This window comes from Rhabdobacter roseus (assembly GCF_014202275.1).
Taxonomy (GTDB): Bacteria; Bacteroidota; Bacteroidia; order Cytophagales; family Spirosomataceae; genus Rhabdobacter; species Rhabdobacter roseus.
This window is the reverse complement of record NZ_JACHGF010000001.1, coordinates 1040329-1055672: the sequence shown is the minus strand read 5'-3', so window position 1 is coordinate 1055672 and position 15344 is coordinate 1040329. Positions and strand designations below refer to the sequence as shown.

The window sequence follows — 15344 nt, the reverse complement described above, 5'->3', positions numbered from 1 at the left end:
ATAGCCCTATACGTTTTTGTGCTTTTTTAAATGATCTGGCTGAAGAGGTTGGTTTGGGGTACTTCCTTCCAGAGGCGGGCGTCAAAAGCCATGCAGATGTTCCGCACAAAATTTCGGCCTTTTTCGGTAACGCGCAGGTGGTAAGGCTGCAACTCCACGAGCTCATCCTGCTCCATTTCGGCCAGGCGCTCCAGGCCCGCGTAAAAGCCTTCGCTGACGTCGCTGGCGCCGGTCCAGCGGGTTTCGAAGTGGCACATCAAATGCTGAATATGCCGCCGCAAGATCAGGTCTTCGCGGGTATGTACATGCCCCCGGAAAAAGGGTAGCTCACTGGCCTCCAGCCGTTTGTAGTAGGCCTCGACGCTCTTCTCGTTTTGGGCGTAGCCCCACCAGGCGTCGCTGATGGCCGAGGTACCCAGCCCCACGAGCAGGGCGGTTTGGGTGTCGGTATAGCCCATGAAGTTGCGGTGGAGGCGCCCTTCGGCGAAGGCCCGGTAGAGGCCGTCGGTTTTGAGGGCAAAATGGTCCATGCCAATGTCCTCGTAGCCCGCCATTTCCAGCGCGCCGCGACAGGTTTCGTAGATGGCCAGCTTCTTCATGGAGTCGGGCAGGTCGGCTTCGGTGAAGCGGCGCTGGCCGGGTTTAATCCAAGGTACGTGCGCGTAGCTGTAAAACGCGATGCGGTCGGGCCGGAGCTGGATCACTTTAAAAATCGTGTTGGTCATGGAGCAAACCTTCTGCTGCGGCAGGCCGTACACGACATCGTAGTTCACCGACGTATAGCCCAGCTCCCGCGCCTTTTCGGTCAGGTGTTTTACCTGCTCGTAGGTTTGGTGGCGGTTGATGATCTCAAGTACCAGCGGGTTAAAATCCTGCACCCCGATGCTCACCCGCCGGAAACCTACCTCGTAGAGGGCCTCCAGGTGGGCGTCGGTGGTATTGCCGGGGTGCGCCTCAAAGCTGAACTCGGCCTGCGGATGTACCTCTGCTCCCGCCAGCAGCCGCGTGATGAGTTCTTTCAAATGCTCCGGGCTCATGAAGGTAGGCGTGCCGCCGCCGATGTGTAGCTCCCGGATCACGGGTTTTTTGTCGCCAAACACCGCCAGGTACAGTTGCCACTCTTTCAGCAGCGCTTCCAGGTACGGCCGCTCTACCTTGTGGTTAACGGTGATGCGCGTGTTGCAGCCGCAGTAGGTACACAGGCTCTCGCAAAACGGAATGTGCAGGTACAGGCTGATGCCCTGGTTCTGGTTGGTAATACTGAATGTATCCCGGACCAACTCGGACCAGCGCTCGGGCGTGGGTGGGGTACTTTGCCAATAGGGTACCGTAGGGTAGCTGGTATACCGGGGACCGGGTACGTTGTATTTTTGCAGGAGTTGATGATCCATGGCCATGCGTTTTTTAAAGGCTCTTGTCGTTTCTGAATATTCTTCAAAATACGCGAACCGCGCCGCCGGAAAACATGACGCCCGTCAGGATCAAGCATGATTTTGGGCTGATGGGGTACTTTGTAGCAGAGGGCATGGGGCAATGGGCAGATGGTGCGGGGGTACTTGATTTTAGCAGCAGAGGGCGCGGGTCAGACGGTTTGGGGCAATGGGTACGGAGCACAGCGTTCTTCGTAGTTTGTAAACTACAAAGGCGTGTCTCGCGGTCTTTGACCGCAGGTACCTCAAAAGCCTCTATCCCCGGCCCTTTCTCCCGCGGAGAAAGGGAGCTTGTTAGGGGTACTTTTCTCAAAGTACCTTTGAATTCACAGTAAAAGTACCCTATGCCCTCTGCCCACTGCTACTACTCTACTTCCCAGCGCCGTGGCAAACCGGGATTTCGGTAGAGGTACCTGCGTGCGGCAAGGTACCTGGTGGCTGAATGAACAGGCTGCGGGCCACGATCCAGGTACCGGCCAGGGCCAGCAGAAAGGGCGTGAGGCGACGGAGCCGCGTGCGGAGCGGGGGCGTAAACCACTGCTTAAAGTACCCCACGGCCATCATGGCGGGCAAAGTACCCAGCCCGAAGGTGAACATGAAGAGGCCGCCGTTCAGGGCGCTGCCCGTGGCTACGGAGCTGATGACGGCCATGTACACCATACCGCAGGGCAGCAGGCCGTTCAGACTACCCAGCAGTACCCAACCCCCTACGTGGCGACGGCCCAGGAGCCGGGCCATCTGGCCTTTGACGCGCTGCACGGCCCGTTGCCACCAGCCGGGCGGGCGCAAGTGCCGCTCCAGGTAAGCGGGCCACAGCACGTAGCCCACCATAAGTACCCCCACAGCCAGCGTGACGTACCGCAAGTACCCCATCCACAAAAACGAACTTCCCAGCAGCCCGAACAAACTACCCAGCAGCGCGTAGGTAAGGGCGCGGCCGCCATTGTAGGCCAGCAGGCCAAGTACCTGCTGCGCCCGGCTACCCCGGTGAATGGGCAACGCCAGCGCAATGGGCCCGCACATGCCTACGCAGTGGAAGCTGCTCAGCAGGCCCATCGAAAAAGCCAGGTAAGGGAGCCAGGTAGTCATGGTTATTTATTTGCTAAGCCCCAGAGTACCTTCGTTCCAGTAGGTAGTGTCGCCCGCCTGCCAGTCGATCTGGAGCTGGTAGCGGCCGGGTTGTAGCTTCGCAGCCGGGATCAGCTGCTCGCCGGAGGCGTCGGGCTGTACTGCAAACTGCGCATCTTTCCGGTTGTCGGACGGACAGTACAGCTTCACGTTTCCCGTGATTGGCAGCGCCAGCAGCGCGCTGGGGTACTTGATCAAAATCCCCGCCTGCGTGACTTCCCAGCGCAGCTTTTCGGACAGGGCGTTGGCCCGTTCCTGCTTATCTATTTTTTTCTGAAAGCCCAATTCCTGCTCGTAGTAATTATCAGCCACGAGGTCGATCTTCTGGCGTGTGCTCATCGTCACCAGGGTAAGCATTCCTACCACAAAGCTGATGTACAACAGCGCAATTCCGGTTCCCCAATTTAATTTCATGATCTTCTTTGATTTACTATTGAATAACTAAGGTTGTTTCTTTTTTACCAGCCCCGACTACTCGCCCTCCGGCGCAATGAAATTCGTTTTAAATGTTTCGAGCCGGGTACTTCCCTCGTACATCGAGAGCTCGATCTGGTTTTTGCGGTGACGGAGCTCACTTTTAGGAATGGTAATGAAGACCATCCCCTGGCTCATGCCCGCCGCTTCTAGGTGCAGGTCGGGCTCGCCCGCAAACCGCAAAGTACCCTGGGGCGACTCCAGTCGGAGCGTGGGCTGGATGGTGCGGTTGGTTTTATTAAAAATCTTAAACGTATACAGGTTGCTCACGGTGCCGTCGGGGTTTTCGATGTACTGGGTACCCATGGCGCGCAGCAGGTTGGTCTCGGTGTCGGTACGAGTCACGAGCAGGTACCCCAGCACCGCCCACAGTAGCGTCAGTACGGCTACGTAGCCGTAGGTACGGGCCGTAAAAAGCCGGGAGGTACCTTTCACGATGGCATTTTCGGAGGTATACCGGATCAGCCCCGGCTCAAAACCTACCTTGTGCATGATGTTGTCGCAGGCGTCGATGCAGGCCGTGCAGCTCACGCACTCCATCTGGGTACCGTTGCGGATGTCGATGCCCGTGGGGCACACGGCCACGCACTGGTGGCAATTGATGCAGTCGCCAGCGGTGCGGTCCTGGTTTTTACGGATTTTCTCCCGCGGCTCGCCGCGTTGGTAGTCGTAGGCTACTACCACGGAGTTGCGGTCCAGGAGTACGCCCTGCAAGCGGCCGTAGGGACATACTACCGTGCAGGCCTGGTCGCGCAGCCAGGCAAAATTGAAGTAGAAGATCAGCGTAAAACCAACGACAGACCCAAACAGTGTTACGTGCTCCGACAGCGGCTCGGTGATGATTTTCTTAAGCTCATCTACCCCAATGCCGTAGGCAATGAGCAAATTGGCCGTCAAGAAAGAGATGAACAGAAAAACCGCCCACTTGCTGGCTTTCTTAAGTACCTTACTACTAGTCCAGGGCGCTTTATCAAGGGCTATTTGCTGCGGGCGGTCACCTTCGATGGCGTACTCGATTTTCCGGAAAACCATTTCCATAAAAACCGTCTGCGGACACGCCCAGCCGCACCACAAGCGCCCAAAAATAGTCGTAAACAGCACGATGAACACCATGAACGACAGCATGGTGAGGCCAAAGAGCCAGTAGTCTTGCGGGCCAATGAAGAGCCCGAAGATGATGAATTTTCGCTCAATGACGTTGAACAGAAATAGCGGCTGCCCGTTGATTTTGAGAAAAGGAAGCGCAAAAAGTACCGTGAGCAGCGCCGCCGAAAACCAGGCCCGGCGGGTGTGCCAGGTACCTTGCGGGCGCTGCGGGTAGAACCAGTTCCGCTTTCCATCTTCGCGCACGGCGTTGAAATGGTCGCGGAAGGATTCTTCGTATTTGAATGGGGTTGTTGGCAAGGTTTCCATGGTTCCTGAAACCGGTTTAAATGGACTTTCTGCGCCACGAGAAAGTACCCTCGTGGCGCAGAAAGTCCGTGAACTTAGCGCAGCGCCAAGGTACTGTCACCCGCAACGGTGGCTTTGATGTAAAGCTCTCCCTGCGGCTCCTTGGGCGTTTGGGGACGGGTACCTTGCAGCGTCATGATGTAGCTGGCTACTTTTTGCATCTCGGCCGGAGGTAGTTGCTTTTCCCAGGCAATCATCCCTTTTTCGGGAATCCCGTACTTGATGGTTTTGAATACCGCCTGGATGGAGCCGCCGTGGAGCCAGTAGCCGTCGGTAAGGTTGGGGCCCACGCCACCGCCGCCGTCGGCGGCGTGGCAGGCGGCGCATTTTTCCTGGTAGATCACGCCGCCCTCTTTGAGTTTGCCTTCGTTATCCAGCATTGTTACCGAGTTTTCGTCGATGCTCGCGCCTACCTTGGCCAGGTAAGCCTCCTTCTGTACGGCGGCGGCGGCCAGCTCCTTGTCCAGCTCCGCCTGCTGCAAGTCACCCCAGCCCAGGAAGTGGAAATACAGACCGTACAGGATCGCGATCACTACGGTACCTACAAACAGAAACTGCAGCCAGGGCGGCATCCGGTTGTCGAGCTCGTGAATGCCGTCGTAGTCATGGTCGGCGATCAGGATTTTCTCCTCTTCGGTCAGCGACACGCTGAATCCACCAAACTTCATCCACCAGTTTTCGCTAAACCAGGACGTAGAGGCTGCCGCTTCCGTAGCGCTCGGGCGGGTGGTCGTAAGTTTTTTGAGCAGCTCCAGCATCTGTACCAGCACCACGACGAGCACCACGATCAACACCCCCAGCAGGCCCAGCACCAGGTACATCATCAGCTCCGCGCCGTCGCGGGCGGGCGTTTCGCCCTGCGCGTTGGCTAGGGGCGCTACCAGCAGCAAGGCCAGCAGGCTCAGGATATTTTTACGAACCAGGCCGTCTTCCAGCGGTATGTTTTTCATGCGGTCGATCTTCTTGCGGTCGATGCGGAATACGTACACGAGCAGGATCACGAAGAAGGCAAAGAAAATCACGAGCGAAATCAGCGGGTAGATACTCACGCCCGCAATGGATTCGAGGTAGTTACGGAATTTCATAGTTGTATTTTTTAAAATACCGGGGAAAGAATTCGGAGATGAAACGGTTTCTTCCCCCGGCAGTGAGTTTCTAGCTTATTTCTGCGCCACGCCCTGCTCGGCTTTGATGTCGGTACCCATTCGTTGCAGGTACGCAATCAGGGCCACAATCTCCTTGTTGGATTTGGTCTTGATGCCATTCTGCTTCAGGCTTGCGGTGATCTTCTCGGCCTGTTGGTTCAGGTCCTGGTTCGCGATTTGGTCATACCCTTCCTCGTAAGGTACCCCCATCGTCTGCATGGCCCGGATCTTGGCGGCCGTGTTGGTGGTATCCAGTTCGTCTTCCAGGAGCCAGGGGTAAGGCGGCATGATGGAGCCCGGCGACATGCTGGTGGGGTCTTCCATGTGGTTGAAGTGCCAGGAGTCGGGGTACTTTCCACCGATGCGGTGCAGGTCGGGTCCGGTGCGTTTCGAACCCCACTGGAAGGGGTGATCGTACACAAATTCCCCGGCTTTGGAGTACTCGCCGTAGCGCTCAATTTCGTCGCGGAAGGGACGTATCATTTGCGAGTGGCATACGTAGCAGCCTTCCCGTACGTAGATGTCGCGGCCCTGGAGTTCCAGCGGTGTGTAAGGCTTCACGCTGGCGATGGTGGGTACGTTGGAGTCGACGAGGAAGGTAGGTACCAGCTCGATGATCCCCCCCACCGCTACGGCTACCAGGGCCATGATGGTCAGGAATACGGGCTTGCGCTCAAATATTTTGCGGTGCCAGTGCTCGCCTTTGTTGGCGTGCCAAATGCTCGCCAGCGCCGGTGCTTTGGCGGTTTCGGTGGCTACTAGTTTGCCGTTGGCGGCCGTAGCCAGCAGATTGTAGATCATCGTGCAAAAACCCACCAGGTAAAGTACCCCGCCAATGCCCCGTAGTACGTACAGCGGCACGAGTTGCGTCACGGTTTCCAGGAAGTTGGGGTACTTGAGAAGCCCTTCTTCCGTAAATTCTTTCCACATGGAGCTCTGCGTCCAGCCCGCCCAGTACATGGGGATGGCGTAAAACAGGATGCCCAAGGTACCTATCCAGAAGTGGAAGTTGGCCAGCTTCTGCGAGTGCAGCGGGCGGTTATACAGGCGCGGGATCAGCCAGTACAGAATCCCGAAGGTTAGGAAGCCGTTCCAGCCCAGGGCTCCTACGTGTACGTGCGCCACGGTCCAGTCGGTGAAGTGGCTGATGGCGTTGACGTTTTTCAGCGACAGCATCGGCCCTTCGAAGGTAGCCATTCCGTAGGCCGTAATGGCCACCACCATGAATTTCAAGACTACGTCCTCACGTACTTTGTCCCAGGCGCCGCGCAGCGTAAACAGCCCGTTGATCATCCCGCCCCAGGAGGGCGCGATCAGCATAATCGAGAACACGGTACCGAGCGTTTGGGCCCAGTCGGGCAGGGCGTTGTAGAGCAAGTGGTGCGGGCCCGCCCAGATGTACAGGAAGATCAGCGCCCAGAAGTGTACAATCGACAGCCGGTAGGAATAAATGGGCCGGTTGGCGGCCTTGGGCAGGAAGTAGTACATCAGGCCCAGGTAGGGGGTTGTCAGGAAAAACGCCACGGCGTTGTGGCCGTACCACCACTGCACCAGCGCGTCCTGCACCCCGGCGTACCAAGAGTAGCTTTTGAAAAAAGAAATGGGAAGCGCGGCGCTGTTCACTACGTGCAGCATGGCTACGGCCACAAACGAGGCTACGTAAAACCACACGGCGGCGTAGATGTGCTCCACGCGGCGTTTGATCATGGTCATCACGAGGTTGATCATGGCCGCTACCCACACCACCGCAATGGCCAGGTCGATGGGCCACTCCAGCTCGGCGTATTCTTTGCCGGTAGTGAGCCCCAACGGAATGGTAATGGCCGCCGCCAGAATGATGAGCTGCCAGCCCCAGAAGTGAAACTGGCTCAGCGCGCGGCTCCACATGGGGGTTTTGAGTACGCGCGGGGCCGAGTAGTAAAGGCCCGCAAAGAAGCCATTGCCCACAAACGCGAAAATGACGGCGTTGGTGTGCAGCGGACGCAGCCGCCCGAAGGTGGTGTACGAGAGCTCGAAGTTCAGGAACGGAAACGCCAGCTGAAAGGCAATGAGCGTCCCGACCAACATCCCGATGAGCCCGAACACGACGGTAGCGATGGCGAAGTTCCGGACGATCTTGTTGTCGTACTGAAACTCATCCAAATCGACGGACGCGGTACCTGGATTAACTAGGTTTGTCATGGTAAAAGAATGAATAGTTAAATGGAGAGATGTAGCGGATTGGGAGGTAATTTATTGGTTAGGTGTTTTTTTCGGGGACGGCGGGGTACTTTCGGACGTGTCGTCAAACAGGATCCGGACCGAGGGCGTGTAGTCGTCGTCGAACTGGCCGCTGCGTACCGCCCACACAAAAGCCCCCAGAAAGCCCAGGGCCGCTAATAGGCTAAAACCGACGAGAATATACAGAGCGCTCATGTCTTTCTAGATTGGGGTTGAATGGGTGTTTTTCCAAGCCCAAAACTACGGCGCGCCCCGCCCCCGGATGATGAGGGACGTACGGCCTAAAAACTGACTTTGATCAGGAAAGGACGAAGCGCAAGGCACCTCCCAGGTACCTACGTAAAGATACTGAGGTAGTTAGCGGGGTACTTAGGCAGTATTTTTTGGTGACGGGGTACTTTGGGTTGGGGAGAAAGAGGTATATTGGGAGACATAAAGGCAAACCAAGCGATCTCTACGGGTTTAGCAATAAGGACAATGATGAGCTAAGGTAGTTTGAGTATGTATTTTGTCACTCTAAGAATTTTCTTTATACCTTTTGGATAAAAAGACTTCGAAAACATGAATCCAACTCAAGAAATAGAAACCAAAATCAGGGCCGTAAAACCCTATTTACAAAAAGAGTTTGGCGTCAAGCAGATTGGGTACTTTGGCTCTTTTGCCAACGGAGATTACAGAGCGGATTCGGACGTAGATATTTTGGTAGAATTCAGCGGAAAGATTGGATGGAAGTTTTTTGATCTAAAAGAATATCTAGAATCGGTCGTAGGGAGAAAAATCGACCTGGTGACCGAGAGATCGCTAAAAAAACAATGGAAGCAAGCGATCCTAAAGCAAGTGAGGTACTTATGAAAAATAGAGATTACGTAGCTTTTATAAAGGATATGGTAGAAGCAATTGACAAGATTTTACTTTATCTAAATACTGTTGATGGACTTTCGGATTTTTTGCAAAATGACATGGTCATTGATGCCGTTACCAGAAACTACGAAATTATTGGAGAAGCCGCCAATCAAGTACCTAAAACCATTTGGAGAAAATATCCAGAGGTGCCTTGGAAGCAAATGTATGGGTTACGAAACTTCGCCGCACACGAATACCATACTATTGACCCTCAGATTCTATGGGAAATTGCGGAGGATCATTTAGTGGAGAATAGAGCCCAGCTTGTGAAGCTACTTAACGAAGAGAAAAAGAATCAATCCTGAAGAAATACTCCGTGGTTGAATCAAAAAAACATACAAACTTAGCCATCACACTACGCCCCGCTACGCCCGATGACCTGGAGGTACTTCGGCATTGGGACGAGCAGCCGCACAGCATCCAGGCCGACCCAGACGACGATTGGGAATGGGAAAAAGAACTGCCCCGCAACCCACCCTGGCGCGAACAACTCATCGCCGAGCTCAACGGGCGGCCGCTGGGTTTTATCCAGATCATCGACCCCGCCGAAGAAGAAACGCACTACTGGGGCGAGGTACCCACCAACCTCCGTGCCATCGACATCTGGATCGGCGAAGCCGAGGATCTGGGCCAGGGCTACGGAACCGTGATGATGCAACTGGCCCTCGCCCGCTGCTTTGCCGACGAACACGTGACGGCCGTACTCATCGACCCGCTCGAAAGCAACACGCGGGCGCACCGATTTTACGAGCGCCTGGGCTTTGAATTCGTAGAAAAGAGAACGTTCGACGAAGACGATTGCCTCGTATACCGCCTCGACCGCCGCACGTGGGAGGCGCACAGCTAGGTACTTTTTCATGTTGTATTTTATATAAAAGCGCCCCTTGAAAAATCAAACCCAAACCGCCCCCTTTATCTGGCGGGTTGCCGCGGCCCATACCATCGCTTATTTCATAGCAGGCCTCTTTGCCGTGACTTTCCTAAACTACAAAGAGCATTACGCCTCCGAATTCTTGTCGGGCTTCATGCGGCAGGTCGATGACCCCCTGGTGGCCCTGGGACCGGCTTTACAGGTAATTCGTGGCATAATCATTGCACTCGTTTTGCTTCCTTTCCGGCACGTTTTCCTCAGCGAGCGTCACGGTATGCTCAAACTAGCCTGGTTGCTTCTGGGTCTTTCGTATATCTCGACTATTGGCCCCTCGCCCGGCTCTTTTGAAGGCTACATTTATACGATTTTGCCCGTACAATACCACCTACTCGGCATTCCCGAAACGCTGCTGTACATTGCGCTTCTGGTTTTTATTCTTCAGCTTTGGTATGCATTCGACAAACGTTGGTTTTTGCCGGCCTCAATCTTCCTGGTCGTACTCATTATGCTTATGTCCACGATGGGGTATTTACAAGCAACGGGGGGGTTGGGGTGAAGACTAACCGTGGCTTGTTGGTTCGCGTTAAAAACGCAAACTAGCAGATTTGAAAAATAATAGTAGCTTAAGATTCGCGTTGCAAACGCGAACCAACAAGTAAACGCAAACCAGCGAAATAAAAACGCGAACAACCGACCCGAATAAAAGAGAATCACCGTACACTTTTTTCAAAAATCCCCTCTTGGAAGTACTACGTACCCACTCCCTTACCAAACGCTTCGGCCCCACGCTGGCCGTCGATGGTATTTCCATTCGGGTACAGCCGGGAGAAATTTACGGCTTTCTGGGCCTAAACGGAGCCGGTAAAACGACGCTGATCCGGATGCTCCTGGGCCTGATCCGGCCCGACCAGGGCGAGGTGTACCTGTTTGAGAAAAAGCTAAGCGCGCGCTTTGACGCCTGGAACGACGTAGGGTACCTGGTCGAAACGCCCGCCGCTTACCCCGACCTTTCCGTGGTCGAAAATTTGCAAGTATACTACCAGCTCCGGCGGCTCAAAGACCCGAAACGAATCCCCGCCCTCATCGACCAGCTCAAGCTAGGTACCTACGCGCACACCAAGGCCAAAAACCTGTCGCTGGGCAATCAACAGCGGCTGGGCTTGGCCAAAGCCTTGCTGCATCAGCCCCAACTTCTCCTGCTCGACGAACCCACCAACGGCCTGGACCCTGAGGGTATCGTGGAGGTACGGCAGCTCCTGCAAGCGCTGGTCGCGCAGGGCGCCACGGTGTTTCTTTCCAGCCATATCCTGGGCGAAATCGCCAAGGTAGCTACCCGCCTGGGGATTATCCACGAGGGGCGACTCGTGCAGGAGCTGACTAACCAGGAGCTGACCCAACGCCTGCACCGCAAGCTCATCGTAAGTACCCTCGACAACCCCGGCGCCCTCCGGCAGCTAAGTACCTTAGGCTACCAAGTGCGGCTCAACGAAGCCAACGAGCTGGAAATAACGGACCCCACCGCCCTGGAACAGCCCGAAAAAATAGCCCAGGTACTGGTAGAAAAAGGGTACTCGCCCCGGCAGCTCTACCGCTGGGAGGAAGACCTGGAAAGGTACTTTTTACGCATCATCCGAAACCGCCCCGCATGAACGCCCTCCTACCTGCCCTGAAAGCCGAACTCCTCAAAAACCGGCACGCGAGCATCGTGTGGGTTACTTTTGTGGCCTTTGCCCTGGCTCCCGTCATGGGCGGTGTGTTCATCCTCATCCTGCGCGAACCCGAGATCATGGCCCAGTCCAGCGCGCTGAGGGCCAAGGCCCAGCTCATGGATTTCTCGACCGATTGGCCCTCCTACCTGGGGCTGCTCACGCAGGCCGTGGGTGTGGGGGGCGTGCTGGTGTTCGGCTTTGTGGCCAGCTGGCTGTTTGGTCGGGAACACTCCGACGGCACCGCCAAGGACCTCCTGGCGCTCCCTACCTCCCGTACGGCCATCCTGAACGCCAAATTTATCGTGTACGGCCTGTGGTGCCTGGCGCTGGCCGTCTCCAACCTGGCGGTAGGTACCCTGCTGGGCACGTTGCTCCAGCTCCCCGCGCCCGACCTCCCCCTGCTGCGCCACCAGCTACCCATTTATGCCCTTACTACCCTGCTCACCGCCGTCCTCGGTACGCCCCTGGCGTTCTTTGCCCTCTGGGGCAAAGGGTACCTGGCCCCCCTGGGCTTCGTGGCCCTCACACTGGTCTTTGCGCAGGTCATCGCCGCTACGGGTTTTGGCTCCTACTTTCCCTGGTCGGTACCGGGGCTTTTCAGCGGACTGGGCGGAGGAAATGCGCTTCCCACCGGGAGCTACCTGCTGCTGCTGTTGACCAGTTTGGCGGGCTACGGGGCTACGCTTTTTTATTGGAACCACGCCGACCATACCAAGTAGTACTTCTCAAGTACCCCTTGACCAAGGTTGCGCCCGTAAGCGCTATTACCTATATTTGGTCATCATCAACACTAAAAACCATGAAAAAGAGAGGTTATCGGTATGCCCTTTGGCTGGGGCAATGGCTGTTTTTTTGTGCCATTCTTTCCTGCAACTCGCAGTCGGTGGAGGGCGTGTACGGCGGGCTGGGCGTGCGGTTCAGCGCCATGGGCGGGGGTAGTTTACAGCGCGACGACATGGCCGTTTATCTACGCAAGGATGGTACTTTCACGGATGAGCTGGACGAAGAAGACTGGAAAACCGCCGTGAAGGGTAAGTACGTGGTGAAGGGTAACGAGGTAATTTTGACCTACAATAACAATAAAAAGAGCGATACCTACGAAAGAACCTCCAAGGGTCATCTAAAGAGTGGAAGTACCATCCTGATGCGCCTGGAAATGAACGGCAACCTACCCGCCCTCGGCTACAAAACCAGCGGCGGTACCAGCACGGGCGGTGGCCTGAGCGGCACTCCTTACATAGGTACTTTCAGCCAAAACTTCATTCGCTTCGACGGCAAAGGGAGCTTCAGCCGGGAGCACCAGGGCACGGTACTCATTACGGGCGACAACATCGGCGGTGGTACCAATAACAAAGACGAAAGCGGAGGTACCTACACGTATAAAGACGGGGTACTTCAGCTAAAATACAGCAACGGCCAAACCGAGAAACACAGCTTCTTTTTCTCCAAAAGCCGCGAGCGAATCGCCGTGATCGACGGACGCATTTATGTAGAAGAAAAAGAGAAAAGTACCCCCAAAGAAGCCGCTCAAAAGCCGGACGAGTCGGAAAAACTACCCTCGGTGGCCGAGCTTCTGAATAAAGTAAAAGAAGTGCACGGCGGCCGGGCTATCGACGCCATCCGGGACGTAAAGGTGGTGTCGCAGGCGCGGGGCATGGTGCTACTCAACCTCAACGACTACCAAAAGCCTCGCAGCCTGGCCCACGTCAGGGTAGCCGGTAAGCTGGCTTTTGTGCAATACCGCGAGGGAAATGAGGGCTGGCAATGGATGCAGGGGAAAAAATCGCCCATGGAGCAGGCGCGCATTCAGGAAAGCGAAGCCAACCGCTACGCAGGAATTTCCGGACTGCATACCACGCGCCTGGCCGAGCTGAAGAAAGGTACTTTGGAAGTAGCCCCCAACGGCGACTACGAACTAAGGTACCTTGTGCAGGGAAAGCCCCTCAAGCTGTTGGTTGATAAAAAGTACCGTATTACGGGAGAAGAAATTCCCTCGCAAGGGAAGGTTACCAAGGTCGCTTATAAAAATTTTAAAGAGGTAGCGGGTGTTTTGTTTCCTTTTACGGAAATTCACACCAGCGATGCTGAGGAAACGGAAATTAAGATCACCGACTATTTTATCAATACGTTAACCGAAAAAGAGTGGGAAGAATCGGCGGTAGTAACAAGCCCGTAAAGTACCCCGCGATGGGGTACATGGAGCGTTCTTTTTTTTGAAAAATTCCCCGTGGCTAGCGTCAACATAAAACTGCACGACACAAACTCGTTCCGGGAGGTACATATCCGGGCCGAGCCGACGCTGGACGAGCTGCTCAAGCCCGGCTTCGATACGTTTTTCATGGTGCGGGTGCAGGATATGTTCCGCACCATGAAACTACCCATTCCGCCCTCGCGCTCCACCAACCATTCGCTGATCTACCTCACCGAAGGCGAAGCCATCATGACCATCGGCGGCGAAACCTACACCATCCACGCCCACGAGTGCCTGGTGGTAGCGGCGGGACAGATATTTTCGTTTCGCCACCCCGACGTCAACCGGGGGTACCTGTGTACGTTTCACAGCGACTTCGTGGCAGAGAAATGGGGCCAAAACGAACTGTTGCAGGAATTCGAGTTTCTGAACGTGTGGGGTCATCCGCGCATTCCGCTCGGCAAAAAGGCTTCCGCCTTGGTGGAGCCGCTTTTTCAACGCATTTTAGAACTCTACGCGGCCGAGGGCATCCGTAATCCGGCGCTGATCCAGGCGTATATGGTGGCGTTGCTGGGCGAAATCAAGCGCGCTTACCAACCTACGGCGGGAAGTACCCCCAGCCAGGCGGTGCGGCTTGCCAACCGCTTCCGGGAGCTGCTGTTTGCGCACGTCAGGACTCACCACCGGGTCACCGACTACGCCTCCTGGCTCAGCATCACGCCCAACCACCTCAACAAAGCCGTAAAAACCGCAACGGGCAAGTCGGCCAGCCAGTGGATCGACGAGGCCCTGGTGCTGGAAGCCAAGGTACTTCTGCACCAAAGTACCCTAGCGATCAGTGACGTAGCCGCCGGGATCGGACTTTTGGACCCGTCGTATTTTAGTCGACTTTTCAAAAAGCACACCGGAACCACGCCGCTGGAATTTCGAAAAATGATTGAAAAATCCTAAAACCGGCGTTATCCGTCCTAGTGCCGACAGGGTACTTTCCCCACCTTTGCCCCCAGAAAAAGTCTATAAACACATGTACGCCTCGCTCCTCTTCTTTCACTCCCTCTTTCGCTGGCTGGTGCTTGCCAGCCTGCTGAGCGCGCTCTTCGTGGCGGCGCGGGGGTACTTTGGCCAAGGTACCTTCACCAAAACCCACAACGCCCTCCGGCACTGGACGGCCACCATCGCCCAGGTACAGCTAATGATTGGCTTCGCGCTGTACTTTACCAGTCCGGTGGTGAAGTACTTTACGTCCAACTTCAAAGAAGCCATTCAGCAGCTGGAATTTACGTTTTTCGGGCTCATTCACATCGGGCTCATGTTTACAGCGGTCAGCGTACTTTCGAGTGGCTCCGCGCTGGCCAAGCGCCGCCCCACCGACGCCGCGAAGTTCAAAACCATGCTGATCTGGTACTCCCTGGCGCTACTGATCATTTTTCTGGCCATTCCCTGGCCCTTTTCTCCGCTGGCCCAACGCCCCTACTTTCGTCCGTTTTAGTTATGAAAAACTACCTCTCTTCGTCCGTAGGGCGGCTGCGGCTCGTGGCCTTGCTGGAAGGTACCTCGCTGCTGCTGCTGGTGGGAGTCGCCGTCCCGGCCAAGCATTTGTTCGGCAATCCGGCGCTGGTGCAGGCGCTGGGGCCGGTCCACGGCCTGCTCTTCCTGCTGTTTGTGTTCAACGCCCTGCGGCTGGGGATCGAGCAGCGCTGGTCGTTTCGGGCCACGACCTGGAAGGTACTGGTGGCTTCACTCGTGCCGTTTGGTACTTTCTACATCGACCGGAAAATTCTGCGTCGGCTGGAGTAGGGTACTTTGTTGGGTAAAAAGTAC

17 protein-coding genes are annotated in these 15344 nt (G+C 55.7%); 10 read left to right on the top strand and 7 right to left on the bottom strand.

Annotated elements, in window-relative coordinates:
- Window positions 1-26: 26 nt before the first annotated feature.
- From hemN to ccoS, 7 genes are all read right to left on the bottom strand, one after another.
- A complete protein-coding gene (gene hemN, locus HNQ92_RS04440; protein WP_184171472.1) occupies window positions 27-1391 on the bottom strand; it encodes an oxygen-independent coproporphyrinogen III oxidase in 1365 nt (454 codons plus the stop codon).
- 408 nt (window positions 1392-1799) lie between these two features.
- Entirely contained in the window at window positions 1800-2519 is a 720-nt protein-coding gene (locus tag HNQ92_RS04435) for a sulfite exporter TauE/SafE family protein (protein ID WP_246439607.1), read from the bottom strand.
- A 6-nt stretch (window positions 2520-2525) separates the two neighbouring features.
- A complete protein-coding gene (locus tag HNQ92_RS04430) occupies window positions 2526-2972 on the bottom strand; it encodes a FixH family protein (protein WP_184171469.1) in 447 nt (148 codons plus the stop codon).
- A gap of 57 nt (window positions 2973-3029) precedes the next feature.
- Window positions 3030-4445 (bottom strand): cytochrome c oxidase accessory protein CcoG, encoded by a 1416-nt coding sequence (gene ccoG / locus HNQ92_RS04425; RefSeq protein WP_184171466.1) that lies wholly within the window; start codon window positions 4443-4445, stop codon window positions 3030-3032.
- A gap of 74 nt (window positions 4446-4519) precedes the next feature.
- Window positions 4520-5569 carry a cbb3-type cytochrome c oxidase N-terminal domain-containing protein gene (locus tag HNQ92_RS04420; protein WP_184171463.1) on the bottom strand — a complete coding sequence of 350 codons (1050 nt, stop codon included), beginning with the start codon at window positions 5567-5569 and terminating at the stop codon, window positions 4520-4522.
- A gap of 75 nt (window positions 5570-5644) precedes the next feature.
- Entirely contained in the window at window positions 5645-7810 is a 2166-nt protein-coding gene (gene ccoN / locus HNQ92_RS04415; RefSeq protein WP_184171460.1) for a cytochrome-c oxidase, cbb3-type subunit I, read from the bottom strand.
- Window positions 7811-7861: 51 nt separating this feature from the next.
- Entirely contained in the window at window positions 7862-8044 is a 183-nt protein-coding gene (gene ccoS / locus HNQ92_RS04410; RefSeq protein WP_184171457.1) for a cbb3-type cytochrome oxidase assembly protein CcoS, read from the bottom strand.
- 366 nt (window positions 8045-8410) lie between these two features.
- Between ccoS and HNQ92_RS04405 the strand changes: the two genes are divergently transcribed.
- The 10 genes from HNQ92_RS04405 (at window position 8411) to HNQ92_RS04360 (ending at window position 15320) form a co-directional block, all read left to right on the top strand.
- Window positions 8411-8701, top strand: a complete 291-nt coding sequence (locus HNQ92_RS04405) for a nucleotidyltransferase family protein (protein ID WP_184171454.1) — start codon at window positions 8411-8413, stop codon at window positions 8699-8701.
- On the top strand, window positions 8662-9057 hold the full coding sequence (locus HNQ92_RS04400) for a HepT-like ribonuclease domain-containing protein (RefSeq protein ID WP_221307365.1): 396 nt from the start codon (window positions 8662-8664) through the stop codon (window positions 9055-9057). The genes HNQ92_RS04405 and HNQ92_RS04400 overlap by 40 nt, the downstream gene beginning before the upstream one ends.
- Before the next feature lie 11 nt (window positions 9058-9068).
- The gene (locus tag HNQ92_RS04395; RefSeq protein ID WP_184171451.1) at window positions 9069-9599 is read left to right on the top strand and encodes a GNAT family N-acetyltransferase; all 531 of its coding nucleotides are present in this window, start codon (window positions 9069-9071) and stop codon (window positions 9597-9599) included.
- Window positions 9600-9636: 37 nt separating this feature from the next.
- The gene (locus HNQ92_RS04390) at window positions 9637-10179 is read left to right on the top strand and encodes a hypothetical protein (RefSeq protein WP_184171448.1); all 543 of its coding nucleotides are present in this window, start codon (window positions 9637-9639) and stop codon (window positions 10177-10179) included.
- A gap of 184 nt (window positions 10180-10363) precedes the next feature.
- On the top strand, window positions 10364-11272 hold the full coding sequence (locus HNQ92_RS04385) for an ABC transporter ATP-binding protein (protein WP_184171445.1): 909 nt from the start codon (window positions 10364-10366) through the stop codon (window positions 11270-11272).
- Window positions 11269-12051, top strand: coding sequence for an ABC transporter permease (locus HNQ92_RS04380; RefSeq protein ID WP_184171442.1), 783 nt, complete (start codon window positions 11269-11271; stop codon window positions 12049-12051). The genes HNQ92_RS04385 and HNQ92_RS04380 overlap by 4 nt, the downstream gene beginning before the upstream one ends.
- 80 nt (window positions 12052-12131) lie before the next feature.
- Complete coding sequence (locus HNQ92_RS04375; RefSeq protein ID WP_184171439.1) at window positions 12132-13508, top strand: hypothetical protein; 1377 nt, start codon at window positions 12132-12134, stop codon at window positions 13506-13508.
- 51 nt (window positions 13509-13559) lie between these two features.
- On the top strand, window positions 13560-14474 hold the full coding sequence (locus HNQ92_RS04370) for a helix-turn-helix domain-containing protein (protein ID WP_184171438.1): 915 nt from the start codon (window positions 13560-13562) through the stop codon (window positions 14472-14474).
- Window positions 14475-14520: 46 nt separating this feature from the next.
- Window positions 14521-15012, top strand: coding sequence for a hypothetical protein (locus tag HNQ92_RS04365; protein ID WP_246439605.1), 492 nt, complete (start codon window positions 14521-14523; stop codon window positions 15010-15012).
- A gap of 2 nt (window positions 15013-15014) precedes the next feature.
- Complete coding sequence (locus HNQ92_RS04360) at window positions 15015-15320, top strand: DUF3817 domain-containing protein (protein ID WP_184171434.1); 306 nt, start codon at window positions 15015-15017, stop codon at window positions 15318-15320.
- Window positions 15321-15344 lie beyond the last annotated feature (24 nt).